The following is a 23,411-nucleotide window of genomic DNA, read 5'->3' on the forward strand; positions in this document are numbered from 1 at the left end:
GTGCTCCACTCGGACGGGGTGATCGACGCGCAGTACATCGACTCGACCAACCTCTTCGATTACGGCTTCGGCGCCTTCTCGCGGACCGCCGTGCCCGCCTCGAAGATCGAGCGGCGGGAGGCCCCCTATACGGGCGCGGACGGCGGGACGCTCACCGCGTCCCTCGCGGCGGAGGGGGAGGCCTCCGTCCTGCTCCCCGCCGGGACGACGGCGGACGACCTTGGGGTGCGCTATTCCATTCCCGATCCGCTGACGCCCAAGACGGCCGCCGAAGCCCGCGCCGAGCTGGTGCTCCCCTCGCCCCCCGGGCGGATGGAAGAGCTCGTGGGGACCGTCCCGCTCGCCCTCTCGCTGCCGCAGCCGGAGACGATGCCCGCGGACGCCGCGCCGCCGGAGGATGGAAAAGGTCCGCTGCCCATGCTCCTGCGCTGGGCCGGCATCCTCGGGGGCGTGCTGCTGGGACTGGCGGTCCTGCTGCTGGCCGTGCGCGCGGTGCTGCGGGCGCGCTACCGCAAAATGCGCCGGAGGCGCCGCCGCGTGAACCGCGCCGCGCCCCCGCAGGCCCGCCCGCGCCCGCGTCCGGAAACCTTCATCGACGTGCGCACGGGCAAGGACGCGAAGGACAAGATCCGGATCATCGACGTGGAGGAGCTGAAATAGGGGGATTCGCCCGCCGGGCAATCACCGAATCGAAAAGACCCTCATAGGATGGGGTATACGTGAGTATGCCAGTAAAATCCTATGGGGGTACTTTTATGACTGCATATAAAACCTTTGCCGTCGTCGGGGGGGACCTGCGCCAGGCGCACGTCGCAAACCGGCTGGCGGCACAGGGGAAAACGGTTTACGCCATGCTGCTCGAAACGAACAGCGCGCTTGAGAAAAGCCTGGTGTGCGCCGAAGACCCGGAGGACGTCCTGCCGCAGTGCGACGTGATCATCTTTCCTCTGCCGATGAGCACCGACGAACGGCATGTGAACGCGCCCTTTTCCAAGCAGAAGGTGCGGGTGTGCGACTGCCTGTCGGGGCTCAAGCCGGGCGCCTGCGTGCTGGGCGGCAAGGTGAGCCCGGCGATGCGCGCGCTGGCCGAGAGCTGCGGCGTCACGATCATCGACTACTTTGAACGGGAGGAGCTCTGCGTGAAAAACGCGGTCATCACCGCCGAGGGCGCGGCGTCGATCGCGATGGAGGAGCTGCCGATCTCCCTGTTCGGCTCCCGCTGTATGATCACCGGGCACGGGCGGATCTCCAAGGCGCTGATGCGCATCCTGCGCGGGATGGGCGCGGATGTCACAGTCGCGGCGCGCAAACACGGCGACCTGGCCGAGATCGAGGCGGAGGGATGCCGCGCGGTACATATCGCGACGCTCGCGGAGCACGTCCGGGGGATGGATGTCCTCTTCAACACGGTGCCCGCCCGCATCCTCACCGCCGACATCCTGGAGAAGCTGGGCCCGGATACGCTGCTGATCGATCTTGCTTCAAAGCCGGGCGGGGTGGGGCGGACGTTTGCACCATCGCCCAAACGCCCGGAACGCCCGGCTTCGCGGGCCGGGCGGGCCCACCCGCGCCTGTCCCCAAAGACGGCTCCCGAAGGTTTTGGAAGGGGTGGAGCGCAAGGGACCACGGTTCGGGCGGCAAAGGCCCGATCCGTGCGCGGGGCCGGGACGCGGGGAAAGGTTGCGTAAACAAAGCGGATGATGGAAGTATTTACAAATAGGACATAGACTTCTAGACACTAAACTGATAAAATAGAACGGTAACATGATGAAGGGCGCTTTGTGAGGAGGGAGAGGCACAATTGAACAGAGAGCAGCGGCTTTACAGCGTGATTTATGACTATTTTTTCACCCGCATCTGCCTCGGGTTCTACCAGGAGGGGGACACCCTGCCCTCGATTGGGGAGGCGCGCGAAATGTTCGGCGTCTCGACGCGCACCATCCGCAAGGCCTACCACATGCTCGAGGAGGGGGGCTACCTGTCGATCTCGCGCGGGAGGAACGCCGTTGTGATCAGGGGGGCGCCGGGCGGCCAATGCCGCGAGGTGTGCGTCGCCTATTTCGCGGCCCGGCGCGACGCCATCCTCGACCTGTCCTGGATGGCGAAAAAGATTCTGCCGGAGATCTTCCTGCGGGGGTTCCTGATGATGGACGGGGAGGGGCTGGACGGACTCGCCCTTTCGGTGGAGAAGATGCGCATACAGAACCTTCAAACGCAGCTCCAATGCTTCTGCCGGATTCTCGCGCCGCTGGGCAACCCGCTGCTCACCTCCTTTTTCTGGGAGATTTCCGTCTTCAGCCGCATGACCTACCTGCGGGGCCTCTTCACCGACGAGGCGGAGAACGAGCGGGATTCGGAAAACCTGCGCCGCAGGTTCATGGAGATGATCGACGCGCGGCGCGCGGAGGACTCCGAACGGCTGCGAACGCTGATCTGCCGCTTTTTCGGGAACTGCGACGTGCATGTTCGCGCCCACTTCGGCGAGCTTGCGTCCCGGTACGCGCCCGCGTCCGAGCAGGTTCCCTTCACCTGGCGCGTCTACAAGGGCCGGCCGCAGCAGGGCTTTTTCATCGCCATGAAGCTCATCCGGAAGATTTACGCCGAGGACTACCGGCTCGGGGAATTTCTCCCCTCCGCCGCCGACCTCGCGGAGGAGTACGGCGTCTCGGTGATCACGATCCGCAGGACGCTCGTGCTGCTGGGACGGCTCGGGCTGACCGAGACGATCAACGGCCGGGGCACGCGGGTCATCCCGCAGGAGGAGAGCGTCGCCCGGCAGGGGCTTCAGGCCCCCGCGGTGCGCAAAAACCTGAAGATTTTTTTACAGACGGTGCAGATGCTCGCGTTGACGGGCGAGGCGGTCATGCTGGCCGCCTTCCCCCACTTCAGGCCGGACAAGGTCCGCCGCGCGGCGGAGATCTTCCGGAGCGAGACCGCCTATGACATTGTCCCCTTCACCTGCATGGAGCTGGTGGCGGATTCCGACGCCTCCCCCTGCCTGCGGGAGCTTTACGGGCAGCTGTCCGACCTGTTCGGCTGGGGGGTCATCCTCCGTTTTCTCGCCCGGGGGAGCTCCGTCTCCGGGGAGCGCCGGGAGCTGATCGAGGAGATGCGCGCCGGTTTGGCCGCGCGGGACGCCGGCCGGTTCGCCCGCGGCTTCAGCGGCCTGATGTTCCATGTCCTCGAGGGGGCGGGGCGCAGGCTGCGGGAGCGGGGCGTCCTCTGAAAACGGGAGCCGGCCGGGCCCAAAGCATGGGATGGAACCGAAGGGCCGCCGCGGTCACAGCGGCGGCCCTTTTTTTGTCCTCCCCCGGCCGCATTGGGCGGCGCGGCGGGACATATACTTGTGTCGGAGGTGGGCGCATGGAAAAAACGGAACCGACGGTCCGGCTCGTCTTCGCACCGGAGGACGGCCCCTCCCTGCGGGAGCTGCTGCTGGAATTGCTGCGCGCCATGCGGGAGGAGCCGGAACGGTAAGCCCTCCGCGAAAGGCCCCGGCGCGCCCCGATGGGGGCGCGCCGGGGCCTTTCCATGCGGCGGAATCCGCCGGGGAACGGACCCAAATTTCAGATTCGTCTTGCTTCTTGGTCACAAACACGTTAAAATAGAGGTATTATGAGGATCAGGGACGATTATACGGTGGAAGTCAGCCGTCCTTTTCCGGGGAAAAGCCCGGAAGGGGGCGGCAAAAGACTATAAAATGACCGCCCGCGGGCGGATAAAGGGGATCATGCGTCGATGACGACTGCGGAATGTTACGCCCTGATCGGGGCGGACTATACGGAGGTGCTCCGCCGGATGGGGAACGAGGACCGCGTGAGGCGCTTCCTGCTCAAGTTCGCCGAGGAGCCCAGTTACGGCCTGCTGTGCAGGTCGGTGGAGGCCGGGGACGCGAAGGAGGCGTTCCGGGCCGCCCATTCCATCAAGGGCGTCTGCCTGAACTTGGGGCTGACCGCCCTGTACCGGTCCGCCGGCGACCTGTGCGAGGAGCTGCGCGGCGGCGCTTTCACGGACGCCGTGCCCGGCCTGCTCCGGCGGGTCGGGGAGGACTACCAGAAAACCATCAACGGGATCCGGGAGCTGGCGCAGGCTTAAGGATTTGAAAAGAGGACGGCCATGAAAAAGCAAGGCATGATACTGATCGTGGACGACACGGAGATGAACCGTTCCCTGCTGGCGGATATGCTTTCGGAGGACTACGAGATCCTGGAAGCCGCCAACGGCGTGGAGGCGGCCGCCATCCTGCACCAGCGCAGCGAGGAGCTCTCCCTTGTCCTGCTGGACATCGTCATGCCGGAAATGGACGGCTTCGAGGTCCTGGCGCTCATGAACAAGAACGGCTGGATCGGGCGCATCCCCGTCATCACCATCTCGTCGGAGACTGCGTCCACCTACATCGACCACGCCTATGACCTCGGGGCCACCGACTACATCAGCCGCCCGTTCGATGAAAAAACCGTCCAGCGCCGCGTGCGCAACACCATCATGCTCTACTCCAAGCAGAAAGCGTTGGAAGGGATGGTAACAGAGCAGATCGTGGAGAAGGAGCGGAACAACTTCCTGATGGTGGAGATTTTATCCAACATCGTCGAGTTCCGCAACGGGGAAAGCGGGCTGCATGTGCTGCACATCCGCACCCTCACCGAGATTTTTCTGCGCAAGCTCCAGGAGATCACCGACCGCTACCCCCTCACGGCCGCCCGGTCGGCGCTGATCGTTAACGCCTCCGCGCTGCACGACGTGGGAAAGATCTCCATCCCGGAGGAAATTTTGAATAAACCCGGCCCCTTGACGCCCGCGGAATACGAGGTCATGAAGACCCACTGCGCCCTCGGCGCGCAGATCATGGAGGACGCCCTCCTGCGCCACAAGGAGGAGCTGCTCCAGGTGGCCTACAACATCTGCCGCTGGCACCACGAGCGGTATGACGGGGGCGGCTATCCCGACGGGCTGCGGGGGGAGGAGATCCCGGTCGAGGCCCAGGTCGTCGCGCTCGCGGACGTCTACGACGCGCTGACGAGCACGCGGGTCTACAAGCAGGCCTTTCCCCACGGCGTGGCCATGCGGATGATCATGGGCGGGGAGTGCGGTGTCTTCAACCCGCTGCTGCTTCAGTGCCTGCGGGAGCTGGGGCCGCGCCTGGACGACGAGCTCCGCCTGCGCTCGCTCAACGACGTCTCCGAGGCGAACATCCGGGAGCTCTCCACCCAGGCGATCGCCGGCTCAAAGGTGTCCAACCGCACCCTCACCCTGCTGGAGCAGGAGCGGACCAAGTACCAGTTCTTCGCCTCGATGTCCAATGAGATCCAGTTTGAATACAGCTACCAGTCCGACCTGCTCACCTTGTCCGAATGGGGGGCGCGCCAGCTTGGGCTGAACGTCCTGATCGAACATCCCGAGCAAAACGGGGAGCTGCACGGGGTCTTCCTTATCGCGGACTATCTCGACCTGCAGGGCCGCCTGCGCCGTGCGACGCCCGAAAAGCCGATCGTCAGCGGGACCTACTGCCTCAACGTCAAGGGGGAGAGGCGCTGGTACAAGGCGGTGGCCCGCCCCCTCTGGGAGGGGAACGGGACCGAGCAGGCGGGGGTCATCGGCAAATTCGTGGACGACCACGAGGAGCAGCTTCGGCTGGAGCAGCTCAGGCGGATGGCCGAACAGGATTCGCTGACGCGGCTCAACAACCACGCCGCCGCACGCAGGTGGATCCAGATGGCGCTGGCCCGCGGGGACAGGTCCTACGCGATGGTGCTCTTTGACCTGGACAACTTCAAGGAGGCCAACGACCGGTACGGCCACATGTTCGGGGACGAGGTGCTCAAGCATGTGGCGCGGCTCGTGCAGAAGAGCGTGCGCGGCGGCGACATCGCGGCGCGGATCGGCGGGGACGAGTTCCTCATCTTCCTCGAATACAGCGGCGGGATCGAGCCGGTGATCCGGCGGATTTTCGACGCGCTGCACGGGGAATACCAGTCGTTTGAAATCCTGATCAGCATGGGCATCGCCCTCTCGCCGGAAAACGGCACCCAGTACGATGCGCTCTTCCACGCGGCCGACCAGGCGCTGTATGTGGCGAAAAAGGGCGGGAAGGACCGCTACCGCTTCTATGACGATTCGATGCAGGGGGTCCTGAGCGTGCTTTCGCCGATGGACGCCTGAACCGCCGCCCCCGCATACCGGAACAGGAGACCGCCGCTTTCGCGGCGGTCTTTCCGCGTCCCGCCCCCGCGCATGGACCGCCGCCGCGCGGCATATATTGGGGCAGGGGGTGGGCAGATGGACGAACGGGAACGGAGGGGGCCGTGAGCGCGGCGCGCGCGGCGCTCTACCTGCGCCTTTCCAAGGAGGACGGCGACCGGGACGGCGCCTCCCAGAGCATCCGGAACCAGCGGGATTTCCTGCTGGACTACTGCGGGAAAAACAGCCTGCCCGTCGTGGAAATCTACGCGGACGACGGCTACACTGGGACGAACTTCAACCGGCCGGGCTTCCTGCGCATGGTGGAGGACATCGAGGCGGGCCGGGTCGACACGGTGCTCACCAAGGACCTCTCCCGTCTCGGGCGCGACTACATCCTGACGGGCTACTACCTCGAGCGGTATTTTCCCGAGCGGGGCGTCCGCTACATCGCGGTGAACGACCGCATCGACACGGCCGCCGAGCAGAGCGATATGACCCCCTTCCGGGCGGTCTTCAACGACCTTTACGCAAAGGACATCTCCCGCAAGGTGCGCGCCGCGCTCCAGACGCGCCGGCAGATGGGCAAGTTTATCGGGACCTATCCGCCCTACGGCTACCGCAAGGACCCGGCGGACAGGAACCATCTTGTGGTCGAGGCGGAGGAGGCCGCGCAGGTGCGGCGGATCTACGCCTGGTTCCTCGGCGGGCAGACGGTGTCGGCCATCGCCCGCCGGCTGACGGAGGAGGGGGTCCCCACCCCCTCGGCGGGCAAGCGGATGGCCTGCGGCCAAAAGCCCGGCGCGGGGTGGAGCTATCCGATGGTGCGCCGCATCCTGTCGATGCCGACCTACCGGGGGGACCTGGTCTCCCGCATGTCGCAGAAGGTCAGCTACAAGCTGGACCGGGTGCGCCGCCTGCCGCGGGAGGAGTGGCTGGTCGCGGAGGGGACGCACGAGGCGATCGTTTCCTCCGCGACGTTCGAGCGCGCGCAGGAGCTGCTCGCGGTGCGCGGCTACGCCGCGCGGCGGAAGCCCGCGGAACCCAGGCCGCTGACCGGGCTCTTTTTCTGCGCGGACTGCGGCGCGCCGATGACCCTCTGGTCGAACGGCAAGGCGCGCTACTTCGTCTGCGCGGGGTGGAAGCGGAACCCCGGGGAGCACCGCTGCACCGCCCACTACCTGAGGGAGGAGGCGGTGCTCGAGGCCGTCCGCGCCTCCCTCGCGGAGCTGCTCGCCCAGGTGCGGGATCCCGGCGGACTGGCGGAGGAGGCCGCGGGCCCCGCGGGGGAGGAGGCGGAAATCCTCGCGCGCAGGCTCGAACGGTCGCGGGACGCTTTGGCGGCCCTCTACTGCGACCGGGCGGAGGGTCGGGTCGGGCAGGAGGCGTTCGACGCGCTTGCCGGGCGGATGCGGCGGCAGGAGCAGGCGCTCGCGGATAAGCTCGCCGCCGCGCGGCGGCGGGAGGAGTCGCGGGAGGACTTCAGGGCCCGCGCGGCGGAGCTTCTCGGCGGCGGAGTCCTCACCCGCGGGCTCGCGCTTGGGCTGATCGAACGGGTCGAAGCGTCGGCGGATAAGGCTCTTGTGATCAGACTGCGCTGCGCCGATATCACGAAAAAGCGGTAGATTTGATGCTTGTCGGGGACGCGCGAAAAGCGGCGCGAAGGCGGTGAAAATGCAGGAATCAAGGTCCTTTGCTGCTTGATCAGGTGGGCAAATCTGCGTTTTTGCAAAAATCCGGAAAAAATGGTGGGTTTCAGATTCGTAAGGTGCAGGATGCCGGCCGGGCCGCGGGCCCGGCCGGTTGTGCGGTTTCATGGATTATTGTGGCATGTGTAACGGCTGTCTGCGGTCACAAAATTATTTTTTGAAGTTTGAAAAAGAAGGAATCGCAAAAGAAAAATGCAAAAAATATAAAATATTCCATCCTGATCAAGCTCCAAAACCTTTGAAATACCAATGGGAAACTGCTATAATATCACTAAATAAAACGCGCAAAATTGTCTAAAAAAGGAAACCCTTTTACACGGTAACACTTCAACTTGATCAATTTGTTGCAACGGGCGAATGTGACTATCTTAAAAAGTCCGGAATGCAGGAAAACTTTCCTGCCCGAATTTGACCCAAAGGAGGCCGCCGTTTTGCAGAGTTTCAAATATGTTGCCAGAGACGCAAACGGCAAAATCTTTCGGGGCGTTGTTCAGACGGAGAGCCGCGACGCGGCTTTCCGGAAGCTGAAGGACGGCGGCCTCTACAGCCTGAAGCTGGAGGAAATCGGGGAAGATGCCCACAGGCCCCAGCGCGTCAGACTCAAGGAGGTCGCCTTTTTTTGCCGCCAGATGGGCACGATGCTCGCCGCAGGCGTCACCGTCCTCAAGGCGATCGACATCCTTTGCAGTCGCGCCGACCGGCCCAAGACCCGCAAGGCTTACCTGCGCCTCTACGAGGACATCCAGAAGGGCCTTTCGCTGACCGAGGCGTTCAAGGAGCAGGAGGGCGTCTTCCCGCCGCTGCTCGTGAACATGGTCCAGGCGGGCGAGCTGAGCGGCTCGCTCGACCGGGTGATGGAGCGGATGGCCGAGCATTACGAAAAGGAGAACCGCATCCTCAACAAGGTGCGCAGCAGCCTCGTCTACCCGGTGCTGCTCGTCTGCGTCACGCTCGGGGTTGTGATCGGCCTGTTCGTCTTCGTGCTGCCGAGCTTTTTCACGATGTTCGAGGGCGCCGAGGTGCCGCCCATCACCAGGGGCGTCATGGCCGTGAGCGGCTTTCTCACCAACCGCTGGTACCTGGTGGTCGTCGCCGTCCTCCTGCTGGGACTCGGCTGGATCTTCCTGTCCGGGATGCCGCGTGTGCGCATGTGGATCGACCGGCTCAAAATCCGGATCCCGGTCTTCGGCAAGCTGATCATGACCGTCTACGTCTCCCGGATGACCGACGCGCTTTCGATCCTCTATTCGAGCGGCATTTCGATGCTCGACACCGTGAGCATCGCGGTGAGCGTGCTGGGCAACAGCTATATCGAGGGGCGGTTTGGCCAGGTCATCCAGGACATCGAGCAGGGGGAGATGCTCTCCGCCGCGATTGAAAAGACGGGGCTCTTTGACCCGATGGTCACCTCGGTGATCTACGTCGGGGAGCAGTCGGGCAGCCTCGACCGGATCCTGGAAAAATTGTCCGCGTTCTACGACGACGAGGCGCAGACCGCGATGCAGCGGATGGTGACGCTGGTGGAACCGCTGATGATGATCGTGATCGCGATCATCATCGGCATCGTGATCGCGGCGGTGCTGCTGCCGATCTACAGCATGTACGGGACGGTCCTGTAGGAGAGGATTTTTCAGATGATTTTATCTGTGGAAATTTCAGCGCAATGGATCCATATGGTTTCGGCGCGCCGCAGGGGGCGCGGGGTGGAGATCGCCGGCTTCGGGCGGATGCCCACCCCCGAGGGCTGCGTCAAAAACGGCATCGTGGTCAACTCCTCCCAGCTTGGGGAGGCGCTGGCGCGCGTTGCGCGGGAAAACGGGCTGCGCGGGAAGCGGATGTGCCTTGCGGTGACGAGCCCGGCGATCTCCTTCCGCGAGCTGGAGGTGCCCGCCGCCAAGCCGCGGGACCTCGACCGGATCCTGGCGGGGGAGGCGGCGCACCTGTCCGCCTCCAAGCAGGAGAGCCTGATGGATTACGTCCTGCTCGGCTCGACCGAGCGGGAGGGCAAGCAGTTTTTCCGGGCGTGGTGCGCGGTCGTGCCGCGCTCGCTCGTCGACGGCTACCGGGACGCCGTGCGCAAGGCCGGGTTCCTGCCCGAGGCGTTCGACGTGGCGTGCAACGCCGCCTTCAAGGCCTGCCGGCTCGACCGGGACCTCCCGAAGGAGGAAACGGTGATCTACGCGGGGGTGCGGGAGGACGAGCTCTGCCTGAGCCTTTTCGGCGGCGGCGGAACCCGCCTCTACCGCGAGGCGCAGGTCGCGGCCCCGAAGAGCCCGGTGGAGAACGAATACATCCTCTCCTCGCTCGTGCCCGAGACGGCGGACGCCGAAAGCCGCCAGGAGCGGCTGGCCCGCGCGGCGACGGCCCAGCTTTCCCGCCTCGTTCAGTTCCAGCTGATGCACGATAAGCAGCGGCCGGTCAGGCGGATTTTTCTCTGCTCCGACCTGTCGGCCGATTCGCGGCTGGCCGGCGAGCTCCGGGAGGCGCTGCGCGTCGACGCGGCGTCCGCGGCGGCGCCCGAGGGCTTCAAATGCCCCGGGGACTTTCCATACAGCGAATACCTCTACGCCGTGGGAGCGGCGATTCGGTTATAAAGGGGGCGGCGCGCTTGCGGGTCCGTCAGGTTCCAAAAAAACGGGATATCGACTTTTTTGCCGCGCTCAGGCGGCAGGAGCACCGGGGCCGGGGCAGCGCCCGCCGGCGGTCGCTGCTGCTGATCGGCGGCGCGGCCGTCATACTGGCCGTGGCGGCCGGCGTCCACGGGACGCTGGTCTCCTGGCAGATCTCCGACCTGAAGGAGGAGATCTCCCGCAACGAGGACTACCTCGCCGCGCCGGCCAACGCGGAAAAGTTCGGGGAGCGGGCGCAGATGCGCGCCTCCCGGGACGCGCTCATGCGCTACAACCAGAAGAGCGAACGGTACATAGAGGTGCTCGAGGGGACGCGGCGGCTCTCCTCGGTGGATTTCGACCAGGTGGAGGCGCAGCGCCCCTCCAACGTGACGGTCGAGCGGTACACCTTCGACGGCGACACGATGGAGATCGCCTGCGTCTCCGCCGACAAGGACGCGCCCGCCAGATACGCCGAAAACCTCACCGGCGCGGGCGTGTTCGAGGAGGTCGGCTATTCGGGCTTCCAGTACCGTAAGGTGCATGACGGCAGCGTCTACGCCTTCACCGTCACCTGCAGGCTGTGGAATCCGGCGGGAGAGGAGGCGGCGCCATGACGCTCACGAAACGGGAAAAGCGGCTGCTCTTCCTGCTGGCGGTGGTGATCGTGGCCGTGTGCATCTTCCGGTTCGGCATGATGCCGCTCCATGAAAAGCTGCTCGAAGAGCAGCAGCGCCTGCAGGAGGTCTCCGCCGAACGGGCGGAGATGGAGGAGATCCTCCGCGACGGCAAGCTCGCCAAGCAGTACCGGCAGGCGGCGCGGGAGGCGGAGGACAATTACGGCTCCTTCCACAGCATCCTCAACAGCTACACGATCGACAACATCCTCAACGGCCTGATGGAGGAACACGGCCTGCATGTGCAGAATTTGCAGATCTCCCCCTACCGCACGGTGCGGGAGGCGGAGATCCTCCCCGAGGCGGCGGGCTCGCAGGAGGAGGGCGAAGAAGAAAGCCTCCTGATGCTCAGCGAGGTGAACCTGCTGGCAACGGGAGGCTATGAGGACGCCAAGGCGTTCGTGGACGCGCTCAATGAAAAGAGCTTCTGCCTGCGGGTGGAGCACCTGCAGATCGATTTCAATTCGGAAAACGACTATGGCGACGAGGCGCGCGTCTCCGCGACCGTGCGGATCTACGGGGTGCGCATGCCGGAGGAGGACCTCGGCTTCGCCTGACCGGCAGGCCAAAGCGGGGCCCCGCTTTGTGCTGCGCCTTCAAAAGGCGCAGCAACGCCCGCTTGCCGCCGCCCTTAAAGCAGGAAGAGAGACAGGTACCAGCCGACGAGCTCCTCTCCCCAGAGGAGCGACAGCCCCATGCCCGCCGCGAGGAAGGGCCCGAAGGGGAAGGCGGTCTTCCGTCCGGCGCCCCTGCCCAGGAGCAGGAAGACGGCCCACGCCGCGCCTGAGACCGACGCGAAGAGGATGGCGAGCAGCGAAAGCCGCCAGCCCGCGAGCAGGCCGAAGGCGGCGCACAGCTTGATGTCGCCCCCGCCGAATCCCTCCCAGAGGAGCGCGGCGAGCAGCATGGGCACGCTCACGCAGAGCGCGCCGCCCAGCCGCGCGAGCGGGGAAGGAAACCCCGGGGCGAAGAGGGAGCAGCAGGCCAGCGCCGCGAGAAAGACGGAGATGCGGTCGGGGATGATCCCCGTGTCACGGTCGATCATCGCCGCCACGAGCAGCGCGGAGAGCGCGAGGCAGAGCAGGAGCGTCTTGGCGGAGTACCCGTGGCTCAGGTAACAGAGGAGCCACAGCAGGGCGTTGGCGGCCTCCACGGCGGGATACCGCGGAGATATCCGGTCCCCGCAGCGTCGGCAGCGGCCGCGCAGCACAAGAAAGCTCAGCAGGGGGACGTTGTCGTACCATGCGATCTTCTCCCCGCAGGCGGGGCAGAAGGAGCGCCCCTTCGCGACCGAGATCCCAAGCGGGATGCGGTAGATGCAGACATTCAGGAAGCTGCCGACCACCAGCCCGAACAACAGGGCGAGCGCGGCGGGCAGCCGTTCAAATAACCAAAGCAAGACGATCCCTCCCTGGCGGCGTTACCGCTACTTTATCACAAATCCGGCGGAAAAGGAAGTGCGCCTTTGAAAAACCTACCGTTGGGACAGGTTCTGGTCGAGGCCGGATTCCTGACCCCAGAAAAACTGGACGAGGCCCTCGCGCTCCAAAAGGAAAAGGGCGGCCGCCTGGGCGACCTGCTCGTGGAAAACGGCTACGTCACCGAGCACAACCTCATGCTCGCGCTCCAGCAGCGGCTGGAGGTCCCCTTCGTGGACCTGCAGGAGGAGCGGATCGACCGGGCGGCGGTGCAGCTGGTGCCGCGCGAGCTCGCCCAGAAATATTCGCTCATCCCCCTGCGGGTGCAGGGCGGGGAGCTGACCGTCGCCACCAACAACCCCCTCGACTTCTACGCGTTCGGGGAGCTGGGGCTCGTCACCGGCATGCAGATCGTCCCGGTGCTCGCCACCAAGCGGGACCTCAACGACGCGATCCACCGCTGCTATGCCCAGCAGGGCGCGGAGTCGGCGCTGGAGGAGTTCAACCGCGAATACGAGGACGTGGCCGACCCCGCCCGGGGCGAGGACTACAGCGACATGCTCGAACGGGTCGAGAGCGCGCCGGTCGTGAGGCTGCTCAATTCAATCGTGGCGCAGGCCTACCACATGCGCGCCTCGGACATCCACGTCGAGCCGGGCAAGCAGAACGTCAGCGTGCGCTTCCGCGTGGACGGCGAGCTGATCGAGGCGATGCTCCTGAACTCGTCGGTGCACGTTTCCTTGATCACCCGCCTGAAGATCCTTTCGGGCATCGACATCGGCGAGCGCCGCGTGCCGCAGGACGGCCGCTTCTCCGCCGACGTGGACGGCAAGGCGGTCAACCTGCGTGTTTCCACCCTGCCCACCGTCTACGGCGAAAAAGCGGTGCTGCGCATCATGGGGGACAACACCCTCGATATCGTCGACGTGCGGGACACGGGCATCTCGGCGGACAACTACGCGCGCCTGGAGGAAGTGATGCGCAACCCCAACGGGATCATCCTCGTGACGGGCCCGACGGGCAGCGGCAAGTCGACCACGATCTACGCGGTCCTCCACCAGCTCTCGACGCCGAACGTGAACGTCGTGACGATCGAGGACCCGGTGGAAAAGCTGGTCGACGGCATCAGCCAGGTGCAGATCAACCCGAAGGCGGGGCTCACCTTCGCCTCCGGCCTGCGCTCGATCCTCCGGCAGGACCCGGATGTCATCATGATCGGTGAGATCCGCGACGTGGAGACCGCACGCATCGCCGCGCGCGCGGCGATCACCGGCCACCGCGTGCTCACCACCATCCATACGAACGACGCCGCGTCGACCTTCATGCGCCTCGTGGACATGGGCGTGGAACCCTATATCGTCGCTTCGGCGGTGGTGGGGGTCATCTCCCAGCGGCTGGTGCGGCTGGTCTGTCCCCACTGCAAACGGGAATACGAACCGGACGAGAAGGAGCTCTCCCTTTGGGAGGGGCCGCGGCCGAAGGCCTTTTACCGCGGGAGCGGCTGCGCGCACTGCAACTTTACGGGATATTTCGGGCGGACGGCCATCCATGAGGTCGTGCCGATGCGCCACGAGCTGAGCCAGCTCGTCGTGCAGCGCGCGTCGGTCCAGGAGTTCCGGGAGTCCATCCGCGCCTCGGGCGGGCGCTTCCTCAAGGATAACCTCGCGGACCTCGTGCGGGAGGGGAAAACCACCCTCGCGGAGTACCTCCGCGTCACCTACAACATTGAATGAACCGGGAGGGGATGCCCATGCAAATCGATGAATATTTGGGGAGGGCGAGAGCCTTTGACGGCTCCGACCTCCACCTGACGAAGGAACTGCCCCCCATCATGCGCCAGAACGGGTCCCTGCGGCCGCTGCCCGATGCGCCCGTCCTCGGGGAGGACGCGGTAGAGGCGCTGATCGGCGAACTCTGCGGCAGGGAGGGAATCTCCTTCGGGCCGGGGACGGACGACGCGGATTTCTGCTACCACGACGAAACCGGGCGGCGCTACCGCGTGAACCTCTACCACCAGAACGGCGGCCTGGCCGCCGCGATCCGCCTTTTGCAGGAGGAGCTGCCCACTATCGAAAGCCTCGGGCTGCCGAAGGTGTTTGAACGGATGGCCGGGTTCCCGCGCGGGCTGGTGCTCGTGACCGGACCGACGGGCAGCGGCAAGTCCACCACGCTGGCGGCGATGCTCGACCAGGTGAACCGGACCCGCAGCGGGCACATCCTGACGATCGAGGACCCGGTGGAATACCTGCACCCGCACAAGCGCTGCATGGTGAACCAGCGGGAGATCGGCCGGGACGCGCCGGATTTTGCGCAGGCGCTGCGCAGCGCGCTGCGGGAGGACCCGGACGTCATCCTCGTCGGAGAGATGCGCGACCTTGAGACGATTTCCGCGGCGGTCACCGCCGCCGAGACGGGGCATCTCGTCTTTTCCACGCTGCACACGACCGGCGCGGCGGCCACGATCGACCGGATCGTCGACGTGTTCCCGCCCTACCAGCAGCAGCAGATCCGGACCCAGCTCGCGTCGGTGCTGCGGGCGGTCGTATCGCAGCAGCTTCTGCCGCGCGTCGGCGGAAGCGGGCGCGTCGCAGCGTTCGAGGTGCTGCTCGTCAACGACGCGGTGGCCAGCATCATCCGCGAGAACAAGGGCCACCAGATCGCCTCGGTCCTCCAGACGGGCGTCAAGCAGGGGATGTTCTCGATGGACGCCTCCCTCGCGCAGCTCTGCCGGGAGCGGCAGGTGAGCCTGGAGGACGCGCTCGACCGCTGCACCGACCGGGAGCTTTTCCGGCGGCTCGTCGGGCTTTCAGATGGTTAAAACCCACAAGGTTTTATAGATTGTATTTTATTAAAGGAGGAACCAGAGATGTTTCAAAAGTATCTCACCAAAACCCGCAAAAAAGGCTTTACCCTCATTGAGATGATCGTCGTCATCGCGATCATCGCCGTGCTGATCGCGCTTGTCGCGCCCCTGATGACCAAGTACATAGCCACGGCGAAGCAGGCCAAGGCCGACGGCGCGGCGAAGTCCATCTACACCGCGGCGGAAGCGGTTATTGCCGAGGAGACGCTGAAAGGCACGACTTCGTTCGATGCGTCCAGTGTTGCGTCGGCGGCAAAGGACTACATCGATAATAAGGCCACCATCTCGAGTGTGGAAGTCACGATCAGTGATGGCGCGGTGGCGAAAGCCGAGGTCACGATGGACGACGGTGCGTCCGGCGCATATCCTGACTAATGATCGGGTGCTGACAGAAGAACCAAACCCCGGGCTTCCCGGGGTTTGGTTCCCCGTCTTTTGCGGAGAAGGGGCTTTCCCGCGGAAAGCCCCTTTCCGGAGCAGACGGCCAGGGAAAGGATGACAAGCATGACGGCGCAAAAACAAAAGCGCAGGGCGGGCTTTACGCTCATTGAGATGATTGTGGTGATCGCGATCATCGCGGTATTGATCGCGCTGGTCGCGCCGCTGATGACGAAGTATATCGCCACCGCGAAGGAAACCCGGTACAGGGCCGCCGCCAAACAGCTCTATACCGCCGCGCAGGCGTATATCGCCGAAGAACTGCTGAACGGGCTGGAAAACTGCGTTGACGGCGACCCGAATTACAACGAGCTCTCCAAGAATGGCGACGGCAACTTCAACAACACAACATATGGCACTGTGCGGTTGGGGGAATATCTGGACGGAGACGTTCCGGGGCAGACGTGGGCGGTAATCGTCACGGATTTTAACGTCGAAGGCGCGGTCATCGTGGACGGGGATAAGCGGTACGGCTATCCTGCGGGCTTTGACCCCTATGGCGACGGTTAAATAAAACTTAGAAACACCTTTTGACATCAACGGGAGAGGAGTGGCTGGCTTGAATAAGACGAAGAACCGCAGACGCAGGGGGTTTACTCTGATCGAGATGATTGTGGTGATCGCGATTATCGCGGTATTGATCGCGCTGGTCGCGCCGCTGATGACCCGGTATATCACGAACGCCAAGGAACTGAAATATGAAGCGTCGGCCAAATTGCTGTATTCAGCCGGGGAGGCCTACGTCGCCGAGGTAATGCTCAACGGATACGAGGACTGTGTCGAAAAAGGGAATGATTACGGCACGAACGAACTGAATACAAAGGGCAATGGGATTTTTATTTCCAATAAGTCTGCGCTCAGTGTACGGAACGTTGATTTGGGAGCCTATCTGAACAGAAAGATCGACGGCAATTGGATGGTCGGTGTTGATAACTTCGAGGTTGCAGGCGTTGTCGTCATAAAGGATGGCAATGCGTATGTGTACCCGCGCGGCTTCAAGTGGGATGAATGGCTTGCCGGACATGATTGACCAGCCCTGGATTCAGGGGGATAACGCCATGAAACGCAAAACCGGCCGGGCGGGCTTTACGCTCATCGAAATGATTGTGGTGATCGCGATCATCGCGGTGCTGATCACGCTGGCCGCGCCGCTGGTGACGCGATACGTCGCGACCGCGAAGCAGGTGCGCGCCGACGCGGCGGCAAAGTCCCTCTGTACGGCGGCGGACGCGTGGCTGGCGGAGAAAATGCTGGGAGAACACCAGTCGGCGGAAAACGGCGTCAACATCGACGATGACGGCGACGGCGAATTTGTCAAAAAGCTCGCCGGGGAGGCGGGGCCGCTCGACGGCTACCTGACGGGCGGGCTTCCCGATATCTACACGGTGTTCGTGGAAAACTGGGGGGCCGCCGGCGCGGTGTGCACCATGCCGGACGGCACGGTGGGAAGATACGGGAACTGAATGTGCTGCCCGGTAGTTTGCAGGGGGGGATGAACCGATGCGCGGAAAACAAAATTACAGGCGCGGGTTCACCCTCGTGGAGATGGTCGTGGTCATTGCCGTGATCGGCGTCCTGCTGGCCGTTGTGACGCCTTCCTTTCTGGCGTGGTACCGCAGCGCAGAGTCGGTGCGGCTCAACCAGAGCGCACGGACGATTTTTCTGTCCGCGCAGGAGGCGTTTACCAACGCGCGCGGCACCAGCCTCTTCGACGAGCTGAACACCGAGAGCTGGGAGGTGGACCTCGACGCGGACGTGAAGCCTACTCCGGGCACGGAGGAGCTCGAGAAGAACCGGAACAACATCCGCGCGCTGCGCATCAGCAGGGCGGGCGGCGGGGACCCCGTTCTCGACAAGGTGCTGCGCCCCTATCTGGCGGACGCCGGGGTGCTCGAGAATTCCATTCTGATCGAATACAACCGGACCACCGGCGTCGTCCGGGCGGTCTTTTACAGCGAGCAGGCGGGGGCGCTCGGCTACGAGGGCGCGGAGACCGACGGGGCGAACGTCGTCAGCCGCAGCCGCGACGACCTGAAGCGCAAGCGGCAGGGCTACTACGGCGTGGACTACACCGGCGAACTGGGCGGCGCGATGACGCTCGAGGCGCCGACCGTGCGGATCGAAAACGGGGAACGCCTCACCGTCGAATGGAACGACGTGACCCCCGTGCCCTACGACGAGTCGGTCACCTACGACCTGCGCGTCTACCAGGACGGCGCGCAGGTGCTGGAGCTCCCCGGCCTGCCCAACCTCTTCAAGCTCCAGGTCGCGGACGTATCCGTGGCGGAGGACACCCCCACCAACGGCAGCATCCTCTATAAGGACCCGCTGAGCGGCAGGCTGATCCTGGTGCTCGACTGCCTGCACCACAGCGTGAGCCGGTATCCGGGCATCCGTCCGGGACTGATCACCGCGGAGGTGGTCGCCAAAGCCCCGGGCGCGGAGGACGCGGCCGGGCGGTCCAACGAGGAACACTCCCATTTCGCGGGGGAGAGCGCGCCGGGCGGTATGACGCTCTACGAGATCAAAAACGCCCGGCATCTCAACAACATGCGCTACGCGCCAAGCGGGAGCGACTTTTTGCAGACCTCGGCGGTCATCGACTGGCAGGCCGCGGAAAACGACTACCGCTCGCCGAACGATTTAAACTTCGTCCCCACGCGCTTCCCCGACGGGGAGGCGTTCACGGGGGCTTATAAGACCGCGCCCCCGGACGGGGGGACTCACGGCGTGATCACCGGCCTGACGATCGATCCCGCGTGGGAGGACGCGGGCAAAAAGAACCCGGCGCAGAGTCCCCGGACGAGTTTCGTGGGGCTGTTTGCCGAGCTTTCGGGCGCGGACCTGGAGCGCCTCATCCTGGAGGATGCGCGCGTCGCGGGCGCGGACCATGTGGGCGCGTTCGCGGGCCGGGCGACCGACGCGCGGATGGAGGACTGCCACCTGCGCAGCCGTGGAGAGCCGATTTACGATGCGGGCGGTTCGGGAGGCTCGGGCGGCGGGGACACCCCGTCCGACCGCCCCACGCCGGGCGACCGCTGGGAAAACGGATTTGCCTATCTGGCGGGGGATATCGTCAAGCATGGAAATACCTACTACCGCTGCATAAAGGACCTGCCCGAGGAGCTGCGCGGAGTCCCGCCCCAGAACAAAAAGGCGGAGGGCTACTGGGAAAAAATCCCCGACTGGCAGCCCCGGCGGGCTGGCGGCGTAAGCTTTTCCAATGTGGAGGAGTGGCAGGCGGGCACGATCTACCGCCTCGGCGCGGTGGTGACCGATCAGGGGCGCTGGTATATCTGCGCCGACGATCAGATTCCCGCGGGCGTGGTTCCGGGTACGCCGGAGACGCCGTGGTTCCCGATGCCCGCGCCCGACCCGGACGGGGAGTGGCCCGACTGGGAGGAGAGGCGATATGCGTCCGGAGAACAGGTGATCTACCAGGGGCATTACTGGATCTGCGTGGCGATGAGCGGCAGCAACTACCACCCTGAGTGGGCCGCCCGGCCGCCCCAGTGGGCGGATTTGGGCGAGGTGGGCCAGAAGCCGCCCGACCCGGTGGAGCCCACCGAGATCCCGCCCGCCAAACCGGATATCTCGGGCGGGAGCGCGGATTTCTCCGCGCTTTCGCGGGTGACCGGGACGGGGAGCTATGTCGGCGGCCTCGTCGGGGAGAGCATCGGCGGCAGCTACCGGACGGTGTCCGCGGGCGCCGTGGTCTACGCTGGGACGGGGCTCACCGCGGAGGTGAATCCTCATTTCGGCGGCGCAGCGGACGGCCGCCTGGTCCTCGACTACACCCTCACGGGCGGCGGCAGCTATGCCGGCGGCCTGTTCGGCGCGATGCGGGGCGGCGCGCTCCAGACGGCGGTCAGCCGTACGCTGGCCGCCGGCGGAAGCTACGCGGGCGGCGTCGCCGGGTACGCGGAGGGGCTCGCCCTCTCGGGGACGGTGCGCAGCGTCGGCGACGTTTCGGGCGGCGCGGACGTGGGCGGCCTCTTCGGCGGATGCGATTTCGCGCCCGGCGGCCTTGTGAACGAGGCGAACGTCCTGGGCGGACAGCGGGTCGGCGGTCTCGTGGGGAGCAACCGGCTCACGATTACCGGCAGCGAGAACAAGGGACTCGTGCGGGGGTATCCCGTCTCGGGCGGCGCAGCGATCGGGCAGATCGGCGGCATCGCTGGGCTGAACGCCGCGGGAGGCCGCATCGAGGAGAGCAAAAACAGCGCCGCGCTCTATAACGGCGCGGGCGTCTCCGAGGCCCCCGGCAGGTGGGAAGCCCTGCCCGCGAACGCCCTCTACGGGCAGGCCGTGGGCGGCATCGCCGGGGAGAACGCCGGGGAGATCTCCGGCTGCACCCTCGCGGGTAGCGTCTTTGGCGAAAAACAGGTCGGCGGCATCGCGGGCAAAAACACCGGCACGGTTTCCGACTGCGATTTCGCGGAATTTTCCGCCGCGAACGGCATCGTGCAGGGCGTGGAGAACGTGGGCGGCGTCGTGGGCTGGAACACCGGTTCCGGCCTGATCAGCGGCACCCGGAACGGCCCAGACAGACGCGCGGCCAACCTGCTGGCGCCGGGCGAATCGGTGGACGTGTCCGGGCTGCTCAAGGTGCTCGCGTCGGGCAAAAACGCGGGCGGCTATGTCGGGCTGGAGGGAAGCCAGGCCCATACCGGGCTGGAAAACGCAGCGTTTGTCAGTGGCGCGGGCAATGTCGGCGGCGTCGTCGGCTACACCCATGCCGGCCTGACCGAGTGCGTCAACCGGGGGCTCGTGCAGGCGGACGGCGAGGCGGCGGGCGGCGTCGCGGGGCGTTCGGACCAGTCGCTCGAGGGCTGCCGCAACGAGGGCAGGGTCTCCGGCCTCGGCGGGAACTATTTCGGCGGGGTGGCCGGCGTCATGGAGAGCGGCGCCTACGCCGGGAACGGCGTCAACGCGGGGCTTGTCGAGAACCCGGGGAAGGGCGCGGGCGCGAACTATCTGGGCGGCGTCGCGGGCTATGTGCGCGCGGGCACGCTGTCGGACTGCTCCAACGAGGGCACGGTCGGCAGCGAATATACCGGCGGCTCCTATGTGGGCGGCGTCGTGGGCCGCATGGACGGCGGCAGGATTGAAAACTGCTTCAACGGCTTTGAGGACCTCGACCCGGACGACGGGGGCCAACCCCGCCTCTGGAACGCCGGGAGCGGCCTCGGCGGCGTGGCGGGCTACTCCTCGCCCGGAGGAAGCACGGCGGTCACCGTGACCGAATGCTACAACTATGCCGACCTCACCGACACCGGGGACCCCGACAAGACGGGCGGCATCCTCGGCGGCGCGCGCGGGGACGTCACAGTGGAGAACTGCGCCAACTACGGCGATATCGAGAGCAAGGGGAAATATGTTGGCGGCATCGCGGGCCAGACGGAGAACACGGCGGTGCGGATCGGGGACTGCCGGAATGAAGGGGATATCTTCGGTGGGGACGCGACGGGCGGCATCGTCGGGAAAAACCAGGCGACGATCGAGGGCTGCACGAACGAAGGCAAGTCGGTCGAGGGCGGCTCCTACGTGGGCGGCATCGCCGGCAGCCACGACAGCCGCAAGGAGATCACCAACTGCGAGAGCGGCGCGGACGTGACCGCCTCCGCCAGCGCGGCGGGCGGGATCGCCGGGTCGAGCCGCGGGACGGTCAGCTTCTGTACCATGCGCGGCGGCTACGTCTCGGCGGGGAAGGCCTCGAACGGGACCTCCAACGCGGGCGGGCTGGTCGGCAGCAGCGGAAGCTCGGTCGATACGGACGGCGCGGTGGAATCCTGCGTGCTCGACCCGCCCGAGGGCGGGCTCACGGTCAAGGGGGAGGGCAACTATGTCGGCGGGCTGGTCGGCACCAACAACGGCTCCCTCAAGGACAACGCCGTCCCCGCCGTCCAGCCGGTCAGGGTGAGCGGCGGCAGCTCGGTTGGCGGGCTGGTCGGCTACCTGCAGACGGGGAGCCTCCGCCAGTACGAAAACGGCGAAAACTTCACAGTCAACGGCACCGGCATCCGGGTCGGCGGGATCGCCGGAGAGGCGCGCGTCGGCATTTCGGGCGAGCCGGACCGCCCGGTGGTCAACACCGCGACGGTGCACAGCGAGAGCTATAACGTCGGCGGCATCGTCGGCGAAAATAAGGAAAACGCCATCGTCATCCAATACTGCGAGAACCGCGGGAAGGTCTCAAGCGCCGAACGCAACGCGGGCGGCATTCTCGGCGGGACCCAGCAGAGCAGCGGCTCGCGCATCCTCGACTGCGTGAACCGGGGGCTTGTCGAGCTTCCCGCGAACGGTAAGAGCTCGCAGAACAGCGTCGGCGGCATCGCGGGCGGCGTCTCGAAGATGGAGATCGTCCGCTGCATCAACGAGGGGGAGGTCCGCCACAGCGGCAATACCGCCGGGAACGGAAACACGGGCGGCATCGTGGGCGGCGCGGGCGCCACCCGGATCGAGGAGTGCGACAACCGCGGGGCGGTCACCGCCGTCCCGCTGGGCCTGGGCGGCATCGCCGGGCAGGCGACGGACGGAAGCGTGCTCGTCAACTGCCGCAACTCCGCGCCCGTGGGCGCGGCGGGAGGCCCCGGAACCGCGGGCGGCATCGCCGGCGCGGCGGTGGGCAGCACGATCGAAACCTGCGAAAACAGCGGGGAGGTCCGCGCGGACGGCGGGACCGTCGGCGGGATCGTGGGGAGCCTGCGGGCCGGCTCCCGCCTCGAGGACAGCAGGAATACCGCGCCCGTCACGGGCGGCGCCAATACCGGCGGGCTCGCCGGCAAGGTGGATAACAGCGCCCTTTGGCAGAGCGTCAACACCGGCGCGGTGATGGGCGGCAGCCAGACGGGCGGGCTCGCGGGCTCGGCCGACGGTAAGTCCACCCTGGAAAGCAGTGACAATACGGCGGCGGTGCGGGGCGATACGAATACCGGCGGCCTCGTCGGGAGCCTCGAAGGGGCGCTGGACGACTGCCTCAACCTCGGCGCGGTGGAAGGCAGGGCCTCCTCGAGCGGCGGCCTTGCCGGGAAGCGGACGGACGACGCGGTCATCACCGACAGCTTCTACTATGCCGATCCGTCGGACGGCATCCGCTCGGTGGGCGCGGGGACCGTCTACACCCCGGCCGACAGCCCCGCGGAGAACGAACCGCCCGCCGACCGGCGGCTGACGGCGGCCCTCTTTGAGGAAAACGGCGTCCCGGCGCCCGACTTCACCGACCGCACGGCGGTGCGGGCGGCGCTGGAAAGCCTGCCGTGGCCGCTCGCGGTCATGGAGGAGGAAGAGGTCCCGCCGGACGATCCGCTCCCGCCCGAGGCTTCCACCCCGGAGGGGGAGGACGCGGCGCCTCCGGCGGATGATCCGTCCGGAGGCCCGTCCGAGGACGGTCCCTCCGGGTCCTCCTCCGAGGAAGCGGCCCCGGTGGAGCCTCCGCCCGAGGAGGCGTCCTCATCCCCGGAGCCGTCCTCCGTCCCGGACGATCCCGCGGAGGGCGGGGAACCGCCCGCCTCATAGAA

At 65.9% G+C, this 23,411-nt stretch carries 19 protein-coding genes; 18 read left to right on the forward strand and 1 reads right to left on the reverse strand.

The genetic code is table 11. The annotated features are described in order from the left end of the window. The 11 genes from ACZO3G_RS09175 to ACZO3G_RS09225 all read left to right on the forward strand — a co-directional run. Window positions 1–660 (forward strand): hypothetical protein (locus ACZO3G_RS09175; RefSeq protein WP_486847093.1); only part of this gene is annotated, 660 nt, incomplete at its 5' end. Between the two features lie 95 nt (window positions 661–755). Further along, the gene (locus tag ACZO3G_RS09180; RefSeq protein ID WP_172439179.1) at window positions 756–1,688 is read left to right on the forward strand and encodes a dipicolinate synthase subunit DpsA; all 933 of its coding nucleotides are present in this window, start codon (window positions 756–758) and stop codon (window positions 1,686–1,688) included. 113 nt (window positions 1,689–1,801) lie between these two features. Continuing rightward, the gene (locus ACZO3G_RS09185) at window positions 1,802–3,226 is read left to right on the forward strand and encodes a GntR family transcriptional regulator (RefSeq protein ID WP_101549862.1); all 1,425 of its coding nucleotides are present in this window, start codon (window positions 1,802–1,804) and stop codon (window positions 3,224–3,226) included. A 512-nt stretch (window positions 3,227–3,738) separates the two neighbouring features. Further along, a complete protein-coding gene (locus ACZO3G_RS09190; protein ID WP_101549864.1) occupies window positions 3,739–4,095 on the forward strand; it encodes an Hpt domain-containing protein in 357 nt (118 codons plus the stop codon). A gap of 21 nt (window positions 4,096–4,116) precedes the next feature. Then, window positions 4,117–6,159 (forward strand): diguanylate cyclase, encoded by a 2,043-nt coding sequence (locus ACZO3G_RS09195; RefSeq protein WP_276874856.1) that lies wholly within the window; start codon window positions 4,117–4,119, stop codon window positions 6,157–6,159. 143 nt (window positions 6,160–6,302) lie between these two features. After that, a complete protein-coding gene (locus ACZO3G_RS09200) occupies window positions 6,303–7,802 on the forward strand; it encodes a recombinase family protein (RefSeq protein ID WP_172439180.1) in 1,500 nt (499 codons plus the stop codon). 68 nt (window positions 7,803–7,870) lie between these two features. After that, window positions 7,871–8,047: a hypothetical protein gene (locus ACZO3G_RS09205; RefSeq protein ID WP_172439181.1), complete on the forward strand. Its 177-nt coding sequence runs from the start codon at window positions 7,871–7,873 to the stop codon at window positions 8,045–8,047. Between the two features lie 270 nt (window positions 8,048–8,317). Then, a complete protein-coding gene (locus tag ACZO3G_RS09210; RefSeq protein ID WP_101549869.1) occupies window positions 8,318–9,505 on the forward strand; it encodes a type II secretion system F family protein in 1,188 nt (395 codons plus the stop codon). Window positions 9,506–9,520: 15 nt separating this feature from the next. Next, window positions 9,521–10,480, forward strand: a complete 960-nt coding sequence (pilM, locus tag ACZO3G_RS09215; protein ID WP_288283791.1) for a type IV pilus biogenesis protein PilM — start codon at window positions 9,521–9,523, stop codon at window positions 10,478–10,480. A 14-nt stretch (window positions 10,481–10,494) separates the two neighbouring features. Continuing rightward, window positions 10,495–11,112, forward strand: coding sequence for a PilN domain-containing protein (locus ACZO3G_RS09220; RefSeq protein ID WP_288283790.1), 618 nt, complete (start codon window positions 10,495–10,497; stop codon window positions 11,110–11,112). Further along, a complete protein-coding gene (locus ACZO3G_RS09225; protein WP_101549875.1) occupies window positions 11,109–11,729 on the forward strand; it encodes a type II secretion system protein M in 621 nt (206 codons plus the stop codon). The genes ACZO3G_RS09220 and ACZO3G_RS09225 overlap by 4 nt, the downstream gene beginning before the upstream one ends. Window positions 11,730–11,803: 74 nt before the next feature. Here ACZO3G_RS09225 and ACZO3G_RS09230 read toward each other — a convergent pair whose 3' ends face one another. Next, the gene (locus tag ACZO3G_RS09230) at window positions 11,804–12,571 is read right to left on the reverse strand and encodes a prepilin peptidase (RefSeq protein WP_288283789.1); all 768 of its coding nucleotides are present in this window, start codon (window positions 12,569–12,571) and stop codon (window positions 11,804–11,806) included. A 66-nt stretch (window positions 12,572–12,637) separates the two neighbouring features. Between ACZO3G_RS09230 and ACZO3G_RS09235 the strand changes: the two genes are divergently transcribed. From ACZO3G_RS09235 to ACZO3G_RS09265, 7 genes are all read left to right on the forward strand, one after another. Further along, on the forward strand, window positions 12,638–14,323 hold the full coding sequence (locus ACZO3G_RS09235; protein WP_101549879.1) for a GspE/PulE family protein: 1,686 nt from the start codon (window positions 12,638–12,640) through the stop codon (window positions 14,321–14,323). A 17-nt stretch (window positions 14,324–14,340) separates the two neighbouring features. Continuing rightward, complete coding sequence (locus ACZO3G_RS09240) at window positions 14,341–15,408, forward strand: type IV pilus twitching motility protein PilT (RefSeq protein WP_242970814.1); 1,068 nt, start codon at window positions 14,341–14,343, stop codon at window positions 15,406–15,408. Window positions 15,409–15,456: 48 nt separating this feature from the next. Beyond that, window positions 15,457–15,828 carry a type II secretion system protein gene (locus ACZO3G_RS09245; protein WP_101549881.1) on the forward strand — a complete coding sequence of 124 codons (372 nt, stop codon included), beginning with the start codon at window positions 15,457–15,459 and terminating at the stop codon, window positions 15,826–15,828. 129 nt (window positions 15,829–15,957) lie between these two features. Then, a complete protein-coding gene (locus ACZO3G_RS09250) occupies window positions 15,958–16,401 on the forward strand; it encodes a type II secretion system protein (protein WP_256152712.1) in 444 nt (147 codons plus the stop codon). A gap of 49 nt (window positions 16,402–16,450) precedes the next feature. Further along, entirely contained in the window at window positions 16,451–16,921 is a 471-nt protein-coding gene (locus ACZO3G_RS09255) for a type II secretion system protein (RefSeq protein ID WP_288233792.1), read from the forward strand. A 28-nt stretch (window positions 16,922–16,949) separates the two neighbouring features. Beyond that, entirely contained in the window at window positions 16,950–17,354 is a 405-nt protein-coding gene (locus tag ACZO3G_RS09260; RefSeq protein ID WP_302549877.1) for a type II secretion system protein, read from the forward strand. A gap of 37 nt (window positions 17,355–17,391) precedes the next feature. Then, window positions 17,392–23,409: a prepilin-type N-terminal cleavage/methylation domain-containing protein gene (locus ACZO3G_RS09265; RefSeq protein ID WP_302549876.1), complete on the forward strand. Its 6,018-nt coding sequence runs from the start codon at window positions 17,392–17,394 to the stop codon at window positions 23,407–23,409. The last annotated feature ends 2 nt before the right edge of the window (window positions 23,410–23,411 follow it).

The sequence above is a fragment of the Anaerotruncus sp. genome (assembly GCF_057433415.1).